The organism is Tumebacillus avium (genome assembly GCF_002162355.1).
GTDB classification, from domain to species: Bacteria; Bacillota; Bacilli; order Tumebacillales; family Tumebacillaceae; genus Tumebacillus_A; species Tumebacillus_A avium.
In genome coordinates this window covers 1,985,001-2,000,000 of record NZ_CP021434.1, presented here as the reverse complement: position 1 = coordinate 2,000,000, position 15,000 = coordinate 1,985,001, and the positions used below count along the sequence as shown (strand labels likewise).

Here is a 15,000-nt window from a genome sequence, read left to right as displayed (position 1 = left end):
CAGTCATCGACCCCACCTTAGACGGCTGGCTCCTTGCGGTTACCTCACCGGCTTCGGGTGTTGCCAACTCCCATGGTGTGACGGGCGGTGTGTACAAGGCCCGGGAACGAATTCACCGCGGCATGCTGATCCGCGATTACTAGCAATTCCAGCTTCATGCAGGCGAGTTGCAGCCTGCAATCCGAACTGTGAGCGGCTTTTTGGGATTGGCTCCGCCTCGCGGCATCGCAACCCTTTGTACCGCCCATTGTAGCACGTGTGTAGCCCAAGACATAAGGGGCATGATGATTTGACGTCATCCCCGCCTTCCTCCGGTTTGTCACCGGCAGTCAATTGTGAGTGCCCAACTAAATGATGGCAACACAATTTAGGGGTTGCGCTCGTTGCGGGACTTAACCCAACATCTCACGACACGAGCTGACGACAACCATGCACCACCTGTCACCGCTGCCCCGAAGGGAAGGTCTATCTCTAAACCGGTCAGCGGGATGTCAAGTCTTGGTAAGGTTCTTCGCGTTGCTTCGAATTAAACCACATGCTCCACTGCTTGTGCGGGCCCCCGTCAATTCCTTTGAGTTTCAGTCTTGCGACCGTACTCCCCAGGCGGAGTGCTTAATGCGTTAGCTTCGGCACTGAGGGTGGTACCCCCAACACCTAGCACTCATCGTTTACGGCGTGGACTACCAGGGTATCTAATCCTGTTTGCTCCCCACGCTTTCGCGCCTCAGCGTCAGAAATCGGCCAGCAAGGCGCCTTCGCCACAGGTGTTCCTCCACATCTCTACGCATTTCACCGCTACACGTGGAATTCCCCTTGCCTCTCCGATCCTCAAGCCATCCCGTATCCAAGGCAATCCCAAGGTTGAGCCTTGGGCTTTCACCCCGGACGCAAATGGCCGCCTGCGCGCGCTTTACGCCCAGTGATTCCGGACAACGCTTGCCCCCTACGTATTACCGCGGCTGCTGGCACGTAGTTAGCCGGGGCTTCCTCCTCTGTTACCGTCAGGGTGTGAGCATTCTCTTCTCACACTTGTTCTTCACAGAAGACAGAATTTTACAACCCGAAGGCCTTCATCATTCACGCGGCGTTGCTCCATCAGGCTTGCGCCCATTGTGGAAGATTCCCTACTGCTGCCTCCCGTAGGAGTCTGGGCCGTGTCTCAGTCCCAGTGTGGCCGGTCACCCTCTCAGGTCGGCTACGCATCGTCGCCTTGGTGAGCCGTTACCTCACCAACTAGCTAATGCGCCGCGGGCCCATCCGACAGTGAAGCGAAAGCTTCTTTCTCTTCTCCCTCATGCGAAGGAAAAGCCTATCCGGTATTAGCACTCGTTTCCAAGCGTTATCCCAGTCTGTCGGGCAGGTTGCCCACGTGTTACTCACCCGTCCGCCGCTAACCTCTTCGGAGCAAGCTCCGAATCAGTCCGCTCGACTTGCATGTATTAGGCACGCCGCCAGCGTTCGTCCTGAGCCAGGATCAAACTCTCAATAAAAGTTGAAAAAGTTTGTATCTCTGACTCGCATCAGATCTCTGTAACACTCGTTTAGTTTTCAAGGATCAAGATGGTGTCGCTCAGCGGCGACGTTTTTCAGAATAACACGTTCGCTACTAAAAATCAATAGGAACTTCCTTCTTTTTTCATCACCGCGAATCTCTTGCGGCGACAAGAGTTATCTTATCATGCCCGGTCGTTTGCCTCCACCCTCTGTCTCGAACAAAAGAAAACAAATTCTGCGGCTGCTCATCCATCGAATTGCCCAAGCTCTATTTTTCAAAGAATCTCTGGTACAGACTAAGATCAATTGACAAAAAAAGACCTGATCACAAGGATCAGGTCTATACGTTGGTGGCTCGGGACGGAATCGAACCGCCGACACGAGGATTTTCAGTCCTCTGCTCTACCGACTGAGCTACCGAGCCATATTCAGTTACAAAATAAAGTGGCGGAGCTGACGGGATTCGAACCCGCGGTCTCCCGCGTGACAGGCGGGCATGTTAGGCCACTACACCACAACTCCAAGTAAAATGGTGCCTTTTACCGGAATCGAACCGATGACCTCATCCTTACCATGGATGCGCTCTACCTACTGAGCTATACCCCCAGGTAAAAATGGCGTGCCCAGAGAGATTCGAACTCCCGGCCTTTTGATTCGTAGTCAAACGCTCTATCCAGCTGAGCTATGGGCACTTATTATTTTGTAAAACAGTGGTGAGCCGTGAAGGGCTCGAACCTTCGACCCACTGATTAAAAGTCAGTTGCTCTACCAACTGAGCTAATGGCTCTCATCAACCACGTCTCTCGCGGCGACAAGAACTATCTAATCATCCTTCGTATCAACTCTCAATTTTCATCTCGAAACAAACTTGAACAAAACTGTTCAACAAAATGGCCCGATCCCGGAGATCAGGTACTTTCGGCTCATATCTTGAATTCCCGTACCAAATCGGACGTTAATTTTGCCAGCACCCTTTTCCCCTGATCCTGCAGCCCGAGATAATTCCCCGCAAGTAATCGCAGTACAGATTCGCGCGATGGAAACAAATCGTTGAAGGTATCCATCAACATTTTGATCATCGTATCGTTATAAACATACCTTGAGATAAGCATCTCGCTGACATAGTCCTTATGACAGTCATTATAGATTTTCTCCAACAAGAAGGTTTCCTTGTTTTCGGTCGCTTTCTTCACCGCTTCCGGATCTACTCCATGTACTGCCCGAAGTTTGAGTTCAAACGCCTCCGGGTTATGAACAAACCAAGTTTTCAACCAATCCTCTTCCGCATAATCCGCATTGAACTCGACACTGAATGCCAGTAGCTGTTCAAAACCGCCCTCATACGGATTCAAATGCGGAGTCGTATAGAAATCCTTTGTTCCCTTCAACACAGTATTGCATATCGAGCAGCAAGGGATCAGATTAAAGAATGACACCGCCAAAAACGGGAAAAGCGATTTAGCGTAGAAATGATCGACTTGCGGCCGCATCCCCCGTCCATCCCCTTGAGGCATGATGGTAAACGTGTACTGCCGATTACAGTACGGACAAACATTCACTTGCAGCGCCTCCGCAAAAGCATACGCCCCCACTCCCGGTTCCTTCAATGCACTGAATCTCCCATAATCAAAAACCGGCGCTAACTGCCTCCGTATCAAATCCGCGATCTTCACATCGTGCTCTGCAACCTCCGCCGCCAACTCCGCTTCCCGCAGAGCATTCCTGCAGTTTTCCAACCGTTCCAGAGCCGAATCTTCCTGACCACTTCCCAGCCGTTTCCGCACATTACTTTCTGCTCGATAGCGTTTTTGCTTGATCTTCTTGAGGTTCTGCTTGACCGCATGCAGATTCGCTTTTGAACGAACAAGCCGTTCCATCACCTCAGGGAAACGGTGAAATAAGTCATCAAGAAGATGACGCAGTTCCTCAGGCGTGCCGGTGATGAGCATGATCTGCCGGCGATTCAGCTCTTCATAAAAGGATTTTACCAGCGGATCCTTCTCACCCTTCGCCAGCGCTTGCAACAGCTCAGCATATCCTTTACCGACAAAAAACTTTTCGTAATGCTGCATTGCTAGCTTGGACAGGTACGTACGCTCAATTTGAATCATGCTGCTTCGCCTCTTCCAACGCCATAATTCGTTGCTTCAATTCAGCGATTTCATCATCCAAACTGACCAGTTTGATCTTCAGCCGATCTTCCAGCATTTGAAGCAGTTTGTTTTTGATTAGCGGTTCGCCAATGATATGGATGGTGTTTTTGATCTCATCACGGTTGTCCGAAACGGTTTGATCTGAACCTTTTACGAGCATCTGAATCACCCGATTGATTTTATATTTGGCAAAAGAACCGATCACACCGTCTTTCATGAAAAATGAATTTGCGAGTAGTGTATTGATATTGGAAGCAAACGTCTGGTTGTGTTCCTCCAAGCCGTCCATTACGAGCAGTTTGTTGGCTGCTTTATTTAAAAAAATCACATTGAAGCTGGGAAGATCCGAAGCGACAAACGGAGAGTTGGACGTCAGTATCACTTGAATCCGGCGTTTCCCCCCTTCTTTGCGATACACTTGCGGCAAAAACTCCACCAGATTCTTAACCAATTCCTTCTGCCACTGAGGGTGTAAATACAACTCCCCTTCATCGATTAAGACGATCAAGTTGTCTTGACAACGATGATGCACATGATAAAACCTGCTGTAGATATTTAATAGTGCCTTCTCACCCGAGCTCATATCCTGCCAATCAAACGTGAGATACGGCTGAAACCCGTATGATTTTTTATAGAGTTTGAAAAATGACCAGAATTCCTCACGATCATTTTCTATGGAAAAGTAAAAGTGGTCTTTAGGCTGCCACGGTTTCGGCATTTTCATCTCGAGATAGATGATCATCTCAACAATATGTACGAAGATATTGGCCGCTTCCTCAAACTCTCCGCGCATAAAATCATCACGTGGATATTCCTGCATTGCGATTATCATGTCCGCGAACCATTTCATAATGGTCTCTTCCTCAGATAAGTTTGTGTCCACCTGAAAAGCGTCTATTTGTTTCTCTAAAAAGTCCGGCACAGCTGCAAAAAAGGAAATCGCTTCGATAAATGCGTGGTGCAGCAAACATAATCGTATCGTTCTATGCTGAAAAGAATTTACGAAGTTCAGTAGTTTAGGAAATAGCTCTGCGTATCGTTCTGACAGGACCTCTGACTCATAAATACCAACTTCGATCCTCTCGGGAATCTGTCCTGAAAAACGTACTTGAGTAAAGTTGTCTGAGAAAACAAATTCGACCTGTCTCTCCACTTCCTTAAATCGGTGCAGCAGCGCATCCGAAATTACCGCAACTCGTTGATAAGCCCGTTTGAACTCATCCCTGTCATACGCCACCAAATAGTTTGTGGAGATGTTCAAGACCGGAGCGCTTTCCCCAGCATAAAATGAACCATCGAAAATATTCGAAAAAAAGATGATCGAAGTATTCGAGATTGCCGGATGTTCAGGAAATTTTGTAGTTCTGTTATCAAGTTTCCCGTCTGTATAGGTATACCTTCGCAACTCAAATCCAAACTCTTCATGATTGGACGCTTGAATCGCGATACTCTCGTGAACATACAAAATGAGTCGCGACTCCTCACCTTCATACTCTTTGACGGCAAGAATGGACGGAGCCTCCATGGCTTCGTTCCCCAGCACATGGTCTTTCACGAAATGCAGGACAGTCGATTTCCCTGTTCCGTTTTGGCCGACAATTGCTGTCAGATTGGTAAGCTCTGCACCTAAGCGCTCCTTACCAACTTCAAAAAAACCGTCAATATGATGCTGGTTTATTTGTAGATGCAAAATCTCCATTTGGGCGTCATAAGAGAATCGATACAAGCCGCTAAAATTGTAGCCCACCTCGTGGATCATTTTATAGGACTTGATCCACAAATACAGGATTTCCATTGAACTCCCCCTGATTTTATAAAAAAAGACCCGATCTGCAATAGATCGGGTCTTTCATTTGCCTAGCGACGTCCTACTCTCCCAGGACCCTGCGGTCCAAGTACCATTGGCTCTGTAGAGCTTAACTTCTGTGTTCGGGATGGGAACAGGTGTGACCTCCACGACATTGTCACTAGACGTACAGGATGTACAGTCGATCGGCGTTGCGACAGGACGTCGCGGTTTTTAGCCGATCTTCCGCTTTGCGTGTTCCCTGAAAACTGGATGCGATAGATAGTGAGTGTTGGACTTACTTAGGATAAGCCCTCGACCGATTAGTACTGGTCAGCTGCACGCCTCGCGGCGCTTCCACCTCCAGCCTATCAACCTTGTCTTCTACAAGGGGTCTTACCACGTTGACCGTGTGGGAAGTCTTATCTTGAGGTGGGCTTCGCGCTTAGATGCTTTCAGCGCTTATCCCTTCCCGACATAGCTACCCAGCGATGCGGTTGGCACCACAACTGGGACACCAGCGGTCGGTTCATCCCGGTCCTCTCGTACTAAGGACAACTCCTCTCAAACTTCCTGCGCCCACGGCAGATAGGGACCGAACTGTCTCACGACGTTCTGAACCCAGCTCGCGTACCGCTTTAATGGGCGAACAGCCCAACCCTTGGGACCGACTACAGCCCCAGGATGCGATGAGCCGACATCGAGGTGCCAAACCTCCCCGTCGATGTGGACTCTTGGGGGAGATAAGCCTGTTATCCCCAGGGTAGCTTTTATCCGTTGAGCGATGGCCCTTCCACTCGGAACCACCGGATCACTATGCCCGACTTTCGTCCCTGCTCGACTTGTAGGTCTCGCAGTCAAGCTCCCTTATGCCATTGCACTCGGAGCGCGATTTCCAACCGCGCTGAGGGAACCCTTGGGCGCCTCCGTTACCTTTTAGGAGGCGACCGCCCCAGTCAAACTGCCCGCCTGACACTGTCCCTACACCCGCTTCAGGGTGCCAGGTTAGAAGATCAATACCTCAAGGGTGGTATCCCAACGTCGACTCCACCGAGGCTTGTGCCCCGGTCTCACAGTCTCCCACCTATCCTGTACATGATGTACCAATCATCCATATCAAGCTGCAGTCAAGCTCCATGGGGTCTTTCCGTCTTGCCGTGGGTAACCTGCATCTTCACAGGTAATACAATTTCACCGGGTCTCTCGTTGAGACAGCGCCCAAGTCGTTACGCCATTCGTGCGGGTCAGAACTTACCTGACAAGGAATTTCGCTACCTTAGGACCGTTATAGTTACGGCCGCCGTTTACTGGGGCTTCGGTTCAAAGCTTCGCTTGCGCTAACCTTTCCCCTTAACCTTCCAGCACCGGGCAGGCGTCAGCCCCTATACGTCGTCTTTCGACTTAGCAGAGACCTGTGTTTTTGCTAAACAGTCGCTTGGGCCTTTTCACTGCGGCTCCCTCAGGCTTTAACACCCTATCGGAGCGCCCCTTCTCCCGAAGTTACGGGGCCATTTTGCCGAGTTCCTTAACGAGAGTTATCCCGCGCACCTTAGGATTCTCTCCTCGCCTACCTGTGTCGGTTTGCGGTACAGGCACCGGCTTCCTCGCTAGACGCTTTTCTTGGCAGTGTGAAATCAGGGACTTCGCTACTGTAATTTCGCTCGGCATCACAGCTCAGCCTTACAAGAGACGGATTTGCCTGTCTCTCAGCCTCACTGCTTACACGGCCATCCAACAGGCCGCTCACCCTATCCTCCTGCGTCACGCCATTGCTCAAACGGCAGCGCGGTGGTACTGGAATTTCCACCAGTTGTCCGTCGCCTACGCCTTTCGGCCTCGGCTTAGGTCCTGACTAACCCTGGGCGGACGAGCCTTCCCCAGGAACCCTTAGGCTTTCGGTGGACAAGATTCTCACTTGTCTTTTCGCTACTTATACCGGCATTCTCACTTCCCTGCAGTCCACCAGTCCTTCCGGTCTGACTTCAATCCGCAGGGAACGCTCCCCTACCACGTCTTTCGACATCCATAGCTTCGGCGTCTAGTTTGAGCCCCGTTACATTTTCCGCGCAGCGTCACTCGACCAGTGAGCTATTACGCACTCTTTAAATGGTGGCTGCTTCTAAGCCAACATCCTGGTTGTCTGTGCACCGCCACATCGTTTCCCACTTAACTAGAACTTGGGGGCCTTAGCTGATGGTCTGGGCTGTTTCCCTCTTGACCATGGATCTTAGCACTCATAGTCTGACTGCTAGAGATAAGTCGATGGCATTCGGAGTTTGACTGAGTTCGGTAACCCGGGGAGGGCCCCTAGCCCAATCAGTGCTCTACCTCCATGACTCTTACTCTAACGCTAGCCCTAAAGCTATTTCGGGGAGAACCAGCTATCTCCGAGTTCGATTGGAATTTCACCGCTACACCCAGCTCATCCCCGCACTTTTCAACGTGCGTGGGTTCGGACCTCCATTGCATTTTACTGCAACTTCATCCTGTCCAGGCGTAGATCACTCGGTTTCGGGTCTACGACCGCGAACTTTCGCCCTCTTCAGACGCGCTTTCGCTGCGGCTCCGGCTTCTCACCTTAACCTCGCCCGCGATCGTAACTCGCCGGTTCATTCTACAAAAGGCACGCCGTCAGGCATAAACGCCCTCCGACTGATTGTAGGCACACGGTTTCAGGTTCTTTTTCACTCCGCTCCCGCGGTGCTTTTCACCTTTCCCTCACGGTACTGGTTCACTATCGGTCGCCAAGTAGTATTTAGCCTTGGGAGGTGGTCCTCCCTGATTCCCACGGGATTTCTCGTGTCCCGCGGTACTTGGGGTATCGTCTCGGAGTCTGGTTGATTTTGAATACGGGACTTTCACCCTCTGCGGTCGATCTTTCCAGATCGTTCTTCTACCAAACAGATTTGTAACTCCATGTGAGACGCCCCGCAACCCCGCATGGCCGAAGCCACACGGTTTGGGCTCTTCCCCGTTCGCTCGCCGCTACTAGGAGAATCACTATTGTTTTCTCTTCCTCAGGGTACTTAGATGTTTCAGTTCCCCTGGTCTACCTCTCAACACCTATGGATTCAGTGCTGAGTGACACTCCATTACGAGTGCCGGGTTGCCCCATTCGGATACCCCCGGATCAACGCCTGCTTACGGCTCCCCGAGGCATTTCGGTGTTTGCCCCGTCCTTCATCGGCTCTTGGCGCCAAGGCATCCTCCGTGCGCCCTTCGTAGCTTAACCTAAGTTAACACTTCGAAAGTACTGCATTTCAAACATGTCTTGACTCACTATTTCGCTATCCAGTTTTCAAGGAACACCTTGAGGGTTTGATCCCCCAAAACTAAACGAGTTGTTGTCAGAGATTGACGCAAGTCTATTAGAAAAATCTTAAATCCTTAGAAAGGAGGTGATCCAGCCGCACCTTCCGATACGGCTACCTTGTTACGACTTCACCCCAGTCATCGACCCCACCTTAGACGGCTGGCTCCTTGCGGTTACCTCACCGGCTTCGGGTGTTGCCAACTCCCATGGTGTGACGGGCGGTGTGTACAAGGCCCGGGAACGAATTCACCGCGGCATGCTGATCCGCGATTACTAGCAATTCCAGCTTCATGCAGGCGAGTTGCAGCCTGCAATCCGAACTGTGAGCGGCTTTTTGGGATTGGCTCCGCCTCGCGGCATCGCAACCCTTTGTACCGCCCATTGTAGCACGTGTGTAGCCCAAGACATAAGGGGCATGATGATTTGACGTCATCCCCGCCTTCCTCCGGTTTGTCACCGGCAGTCAATTGTGAGTGCCCAACCAAATGATGGCAACACAATTTAGGGGTTGCGCTCGTTGCGGGACTTAACCCAACATCTCACGACACGAGCTGACGACAACCATGCACCACCTGTCACCGCTGCCCCGAAGGGAAGGTCTATCTCTAAACCGGTCAGCGGGATGTCAAGTCTTGGTAAGGTTCTTCGCGTTGCTTCGAATTAAACCACATGCTCCACTGCTTGTGCGGGCCCCCGTCAATTCCTTTGAGTTTCAGTCTTGCGACCGTACTCCCCAGGCGGAGTGCTTAATGCGTTAGCTTCGGCACTGAGGGTGGTACCCCCCAACACCTAGCACTCATCGTTTACGGCGTGGACTACCAGGGTATCTAATCCTGTTTGCTCCCCACGCTTTCGCGCCTCAGCGTCAGAAATCGGCCAGCAAGGCGCCTTCGCCACAGGTGTTCCTCCACATCTCTACGCATTTCACCGCTACACGTGGAATTCCCCTTGCCTCTCCGATCCTCAAGCCATCCCGTATCCAAGGCAATCCCAAGGTTGAGCCTTGGGCTTTCACCCCGGACGCAAATGGCCGCCTGCGCGCGCTTTACGCCCAGTGATTCCGGACAACGCTTGCCCCCTACGTATTACCGCGGCTGCTGGCACGTAGTTAGCCGGGGCTTCCTCCTCTGTTACCGTCAGGGTGTGAGCATTCTCTTCTCACACTTGTTCTTCACAGAAGACAGAATTTTACAACCCGAAGGCCTTCATCATTCACGCGGCGTTGCTCCATCAGGCTTGCGCCCATTGTGGAAGATTCCCTACTGCTGCCTCCCGTAGGAGTCTGGGCCGTGTCTCAGTCCCAGTGTGGCCGGTCACCCTCTCAGGTCGGCTACGCATCGTCGCCTTGGTGAGCCATTACCTCACCAACTAGCTAATGCGCCGCGGGCCCATCCGACAGTGAAGCGAGAGCTTCTTTCTCTTCTCCTTCATGCGAAGGAAAAGCCTATCCGGTATTAGCACTCGTTTCCAAGCGTTATCCCGGTCTGTCGGGCAGGTTGCCCACGTGTTACTCACCCGTCCGCCGCTAACATCATCGGAGCAAGCTCCGAATCAGTCCGCTCGACTTGCATGTATTAGGCACGCCGCCAGCGTTCGTCCTGAGCCAGGATCAAACTCTCAATAAAAGTTGAAAAAGTTTGTATCTCTGACTCGCGTCATCTCTCTGTAACACTCGTTTAGTTTTCAAGGATCAATCGCTTCCACCACCGCATGTCTCTCGCGGCGACAAGAGTTATCTTACCACGGGATCAAACAACCTCACAACGCAACCTTTCCCTCATCCCAGAACAAATTCCGCCCTGAGCCGTCATATTCAGCATTCCCGTGAGACAAGCTCCTGATTTTGTTTTCGCTTTACAAAATTCACGCACAACCGATAAATTTTTCCTATAAAAAATCCCGAACAGCTCAAGACTCGCCGTTCGGGATCATCACAGGCACAACTACAACTATTACTTCTTCTTCTTTTTCACCTGCTTGTACCGCTTCTTCACTTCCGCAAATTCGAGCTCGTCGATCACCTGAACCGTCTCGCTCCATTTTGCGGTCGACCGGCAGCGGGGATAGCCGGAGCACCCAAGAAACTTTTCGCCTTTGCCTTCCCGCGCCACCATCACCGAACCGCATTTCGCACAGCATTGGTTGGTGACTTGCACGAGCTTCGGCGCGCTTTCCACCGGGTTGCCCTGCTTGTCCACTTTCATAATATGTTTGCACTTCGGATATCCGCTGCAAGCCAGGAACTCCCCATAGCGCCCTTTTCGCAGCACCATCGGCTGACTGCATTTTTCGCAGACATGCTCCGTCTCCACCGCCAGCGGTTCCGGTTGGCCGCCTTTTCCATAGCCGAATTTCGCCCGGCACTGATAGCAGTGATATTGCTTGACCGCCTTTTTCCGACCCTTGGGCGTCACATCGCACAGATACAGCGGTTTGCTGCACGACAAGCACGGCACCTGCGTCTCCCCGCCCACCGGAACGATAAACTTACAGGAAGGATACCCCCCGCAGGCATAGACCAGACCGTATTTTGTCGTCCGCTTCCACAGCTTCTGCCCGCAGGCCGGGCACGGAAGCACCGTCTCCTCGCCGAGGACGACCTTCTCCGCCGTCTTCATCGCGCCTTCCAGCGTCTGGGCAAACGGATCATAAAACGCCTGCAGCATCCCGCGCCAGTCGCGGTCCCCTTCCGCCACCTGGTCGAGCTGCTTTTCCATATCGGCGGTAAATTCCACGTTGATCAGCGCTGGGAAATTGCCGACCAGGGTCTGACACACCACTTTGCCGATCTCGGTCGGGTGAAAAAACTTGTTCTCCACAACCACGTATTCCCGCGCTTTCAAAACAGAAATGATCGACGCATACGTACTCGGGCGTCCAATCCCCCGCTTCTCCAGCTCTTTGACAAGGCTGGCCTCGGTAAAGTAGGCAGGCGGCTTCGTAAAATGCTGCGACGGTGTGATTTTTTCACAAATCAGCTTCTGCCCTTCCTCCACCGGCGGCAGCATCGGCTCTTCATCCACTTTGTCATCGCCGGCATGTTTGCTGTCCCGACCTTCTTCATACAGCTTCAAAAAGCCGTCAAACTTCAGCGTGCGTCCGTTCGCCTTCCAGCCAAAACGCCCGGACTGGATGCTCACCGACACCGTATCATAGACGGCCGGCGCCATCTGGCTGGCCAAAAAGCGCTCATAAATCAGCTTGTACACCCGATGCTGCTCGGCGGTCAGCTGCGATTTGACCCGATCGGGAGTGAGCTCCAGATGGGTCGGACGAATCGCCTCGTGGGCATCCTGCGCGCCGCCTTTTGACTTGTATGAATTCGCCCGTGCCGGACGATATCGAGGTCCGTACCACTCTTCGATCTTCTTCAGCGCCTTTTGCTGCATTTCCGGCGCCACACGTGTGGAGTCGGTCCGCATGTAGGTGATCAGCCCGACCGGCTTCCCTTCCACGCTGATCCCTTCGTACAGTTGCTGCGCCACGCGCATCGTTTTGGCCACGTCAAAACGCAGTTTGCGCGCCGCTTCCTGCTGCAGAGTTGAGGTCGTAAAAGGCGGCGCCGGGTAGCGCTTCTTCTCCGCACGCTCCACTTTCTGCACAACGAACGTTTGTTCGTTCGCTTCGGCCACAATCGCGGCTGCGAGGTCGCCTTTGCCGACTTTGGCTTTTTTGCCGTCGATCTTCTCCAACGCACAGGTGAACAGCGGCGCCTGCGGATCGGTATGCACCTGCGCCTTGATCTCCCAGTACTCTTCCGGCTTGAAATTCTCAATCTCATCGGCCCGCTGCACGATCAGCAAAAGCGCAACCGACTGCACCCGCCCCGCCGACAGCCCATGCTTGATTTTGCGGCTCAAAAACGGGCTTAGTTTGTAGCCGACCAAACGGTCCAAGATCCGTCTCGCCTGCTGTGAGTCGACCAGGCGGTAATCGATTCTGCGCGGATGTTTCATCGCCTGCAAAATCGCGTTTTTGTTGATCTCATGAAACTCCACGCGCTCGATGTTGCGGTTGCTCGGGCGCAGCAGCGACTCGAGGTGAAACGCAATCGCTTCGCCTTCACGGTCGGGGTCGGTGCTCAAAATGATCCGGTCGGCCGACTTCGCCAGCGAGCGAAGTTCGCGAACGACGGTTGATTTTTCTTTTAACACTTCGTATTGCGGCTCAAACTGCTTCTCGATCTCCACGCCGAGCCCGCTTTTCGGCAGGTCGCGCACGTGGCCCATCGAGGCTTTCACGATATAGTCGCTCCCCAGATAGGTGTTAATCGTTTTTGCTTTTGCGGGGGATTCTACAATCACCAGATGTTTTGCCAACGTCCACACAACATCCTTTCTCGAACAAACATTCTCCCCCCAGTATACCATGTGGGCGAAAAAAGCAGTTGCACTTTTCTGCGGGGCAGAGTAGAATACAAACAATTCCAGATTGCAGGGCGTTGATGAAGAAGAGTAGGCATCATGGACACTTCAGAGAGCTGACGGTTGGTGCGAGTCAGTGTGAAAGTGCTGCTGAATGGGCTTCGGAGCTTCCAGACCGAAACGTGAGGAGTAGGCTTTGGCGGAGGTGTCTCACCGATACAAGAGACTAGGTATTGAAGTTGAGTACCGAAAAGTGAGTTTGCGTCTTTGGCGCAGGCTAATAAAGGTGGCACCACGGGTTCTTCGTCCTTTGCGGATGAAGGCCCTTTTTTATTTGTCCTAAGGAGTGATGGCGCATGAGCGATGGCTGGTGGCAACAGCAAACTTGCAATGGTATCGAGCAAACGAAGCAGACAACAACATTTTGGAGGGATTTTGATGGCTAAACAAATCGTAACTTCCGGGATCCGCCCGACGGGGCAACTGCATCTGGGCAACTTTTACGGAGCGATGCAAAACATTCAGCGGCTGCAGGACAACTACCATGCCTATTTCTTCATCGTGGATCTGCATTCTCTGACCACGCACCCGAACGCGGAGCACCTGCGCCGGCATGTGATCGGCGTGGCAAAAGATTACCTGGCTGCAGGACTCGATCCGAATGTCTCCACCCTGTACGCGCAAAGTTCGATCGCGGAAGACATCTGCGAGCTGCATACCTATCTCAGCATGGTGATGCCGCTCGGGGAGCTGTTGCGCTGCCCGACCTTTAAAGAAAAAGCGAAAAAGCACCCCGATAATGTAAATTACGGTCTGGTCGGCTACCCGGTGCTGATGGCGGCCGATGTGCTGATTCACAAAGGCACCGTCGTGCCGGTCGGAGAGGATCAGGTGGTGCATTTGGAGATGGCCCGGACGATCGTCCGGCGGTTTAACCAGCTTTACGGAAACGTTTTCCCGGAACCGCAGCCCCTGCTGGAAAATGCGGTGCGCATTCCGTCCCTCTCCGGACAGGGCAAGATGAGCAAATCGGATGCGGATGATACCTATATCTCGATGCAGGAAGCGACCGATGCGATTCACAGCAAAGTGAAAAAAGCGTTCTCCGACCCCGAACGCGTTTATAAAAATCAACCTGGCCATCCGACCGTCAAAGGGTGCAACGTGTACCATCTGCACAGCTTTTTTACAAAAGAGGACCAGATCAGCAGCCTCGCCGAACAGTGCCGGCAAGCGGCTATCGGCTGTGTCGATTGCAAAAAGCACCTGGCAGGTTCGCTGACCTCGATCGTCGAGCCTTTCCGGGAGCGGCGCAATCAGATCACAGATGACGATGTGATCGAAGTGCTTCAAGCCGGTCGGATCAAAGCAAAAGCCTCCTCGGAAAAAGTGATCGCGGAAGTGCGTGATGCAATGGGATTGCGCATGTTTTAGCGGGCAAATACCAAAAAGACTCTATCTCATATGAGATAGAGTCTTTTCTCTTTGCCTAGCGACGTCCTACTCTCCCAGGACCCTGCGGTCCAAGTACCATCGGCTCTGTGGAGCTTAACTTCTGTGTTCGGGATGGGAACAGGTGTGACCTCCACGACATTGCCACTAAATATGGTGCGGTCAAGAGGACTTGAACCTCCACGGGGTTGCCCCCACAAGAACCTGAATCTTGCGCGTCTGCCAATTCCGCCATGACCGCGTATTGAATTAGGGTGTGTTCCCTGAAAACTGGATGCGATAGATAGTGAGTGTGGACTTACTTAGGATAAGCCCTCGACCGATTAGTACTGGTCAGCTGCACGCCTCGCGGCGCTTCCACCTCCAGCCTATCAACCTTGTCTTCTACAAGGGGTCTTACCACGTTGACCGTGTGGGAAGTCTTATCTTGAGGTGGGC

4 protein-coding genes, 5 tRNA genes, 6 rRNA genes and 1 other annotated feature (2 of these 16 running past the window's edge) are annotated in these 15,000 nt (G+C 52.4%); of the genes, 1 reads left to right on the top strand and 14 read right to left on the bottom strand.

What is annotated here, in order from left to right; all coding sequences use genetic code 11:
• The 11 genes from CBW65_RS09535 to topA form a co-directional block, all read right to left on the bottom strand.
• Positions 1-1,490, bottom strand: a 16S ribosomal RNA gene (locus CBW65_RS09535); it reaches 56 nt to the left of the window's first position.
• Between the two features lie 352 nt (positions 1,491-1,842).
• Positions 1,843-1,918 (bottom strand) — tRNA-Phe (locus tag CBW65_RS09530).
• 21 nt (positions 1,919-1,939) lie between these two features.
• Positions 1,940-2,016, bottom strand: a tRNA-Asp gene (locus CBW65_RS09525).
• A 93-nt stretch (positions 2,017-2,109) separates the two neighbouring features.
• Positions 2,110-2,186: transfer RNA gene (locus CBW65_RS09515), tRNA-Arg, on the bottom strand.
• 19 nt (positions 2,187-2,205) lie between these two features.
• A tRNA-Lys gene (locus CBW65_RS09510) sits at positions 2,206-2,281 on the bottom strand.
• 136 nt (positions 2,282-2,417) lie between these two features.
• Positions 2,418-3,605 carry a hypothetical protein gene (locus tag CBW65_RS09505; RefSeq protein ID WP_087456601.1) on the bottom strand — a complete coding sequence of 396 codons (1,188 nt, stop codon included), beginning with the start codon at positions 3,603-3,605 and terminating at the stop codon, positions 2,418-2,420.
• Positions 3,592-5,442, bottom strand: a complete 1,851-nt coding sequence (locus tag CBW65_RS24800) for an AAA family ATPase (RefSeq protein WP_232463473.1) — start codon at positions 5,440-5,442, stop codon at positions 3,592-3,594. Before CBW65_RS24800 ends, CBW65_RS09505 begins: the two co-directional genes overlap by 14 nt.
• A 60-nt stretch (positions 5,443-5,502) precedes the next feature.
• Positions 5,503-5,619: ribosomal RNA gene (rrf, locus tag CBW65_RS09495) — 5S ribosomal RNA — on the bottom strand.
• 117 nt (positions 5,620-5,736) lie between these two features.
• A 23S ribosomal RNA gene (locus CBW65_RS09490) occupies positions 5,737-8,665 on the bottom strand.
• 159 nt (positions 8,666-8,824) lie between these two features.
• Positions 8,825-10,371, bottom strand: a 16S ribosomal RNA gene (locus tag CBW65_RS09485).
• Together the 16S, 23S and 5S rRNA genes form the textbook arrangement of a ribosomal RNA operon.
• 327 nt (positions 10,372-10,698) lie before the next feature.
• Positions 10,699-13,065, bottom strand: coding sequence for a type I DNA topoisomerase (topA, locus tag CBW65_RS09480; RefSeq protein ID WP_198299797.1), 2,367 nt, complete (start codon positions 13,063-13,065; stop codon positions 10,699-10,701).
• Positions 13,066-13,178: 113 nt separating this feature from the next.
• Positions 13,179-13,424 (top strand) — a binding site (T-box leader).
• Positions 13,425-13,548: 124 nt separating this feature from the next.
• Between topA and trpS the strand changes: the two genes are divergently transcribed.
• Positions 13,549-14,544 (top strand): tryptophan--tRNA ligase, encoded by a 996-nt coding sequence (trpS, locus tag CBW65_RS09470; protein WP_087456599.1) that lies wholly within the window; start codon positions 13,549-13,551, stop codon positions 14,542-14,544.
• A 53-nt stretch (positions 14,545-14,597) separates the two neighbouring features.
• Here the strand turns inward: trpS and rrf (CBW65_RS09465) are convergent.
• From rrf (CBW65_RS09465) to CBW65_RS09455, 3 genes are all read right to left on the bottom strand, one after another.
• Positions 14,598-14,714 (bottom strand): 5S ribosomal RNA (rrf, locus tag CBW65_RS09465).
• Positions 14,715-14,716: 2 nt separating this feature from the next.
• A tRNA-Leu gene (locus CBW65_RS09460) sits at positions 14,717-14,803 on the bottom strand.
• Positions 14,804-14,865: 62 nt separating this feature from the next.
• Positions 14,866-15,000: ribosomal RNA gene (locus CBW65_RS09455) — 23S ribosomal RNA — on the bottom strand (it continues 2,794 nt past the right edge of the window).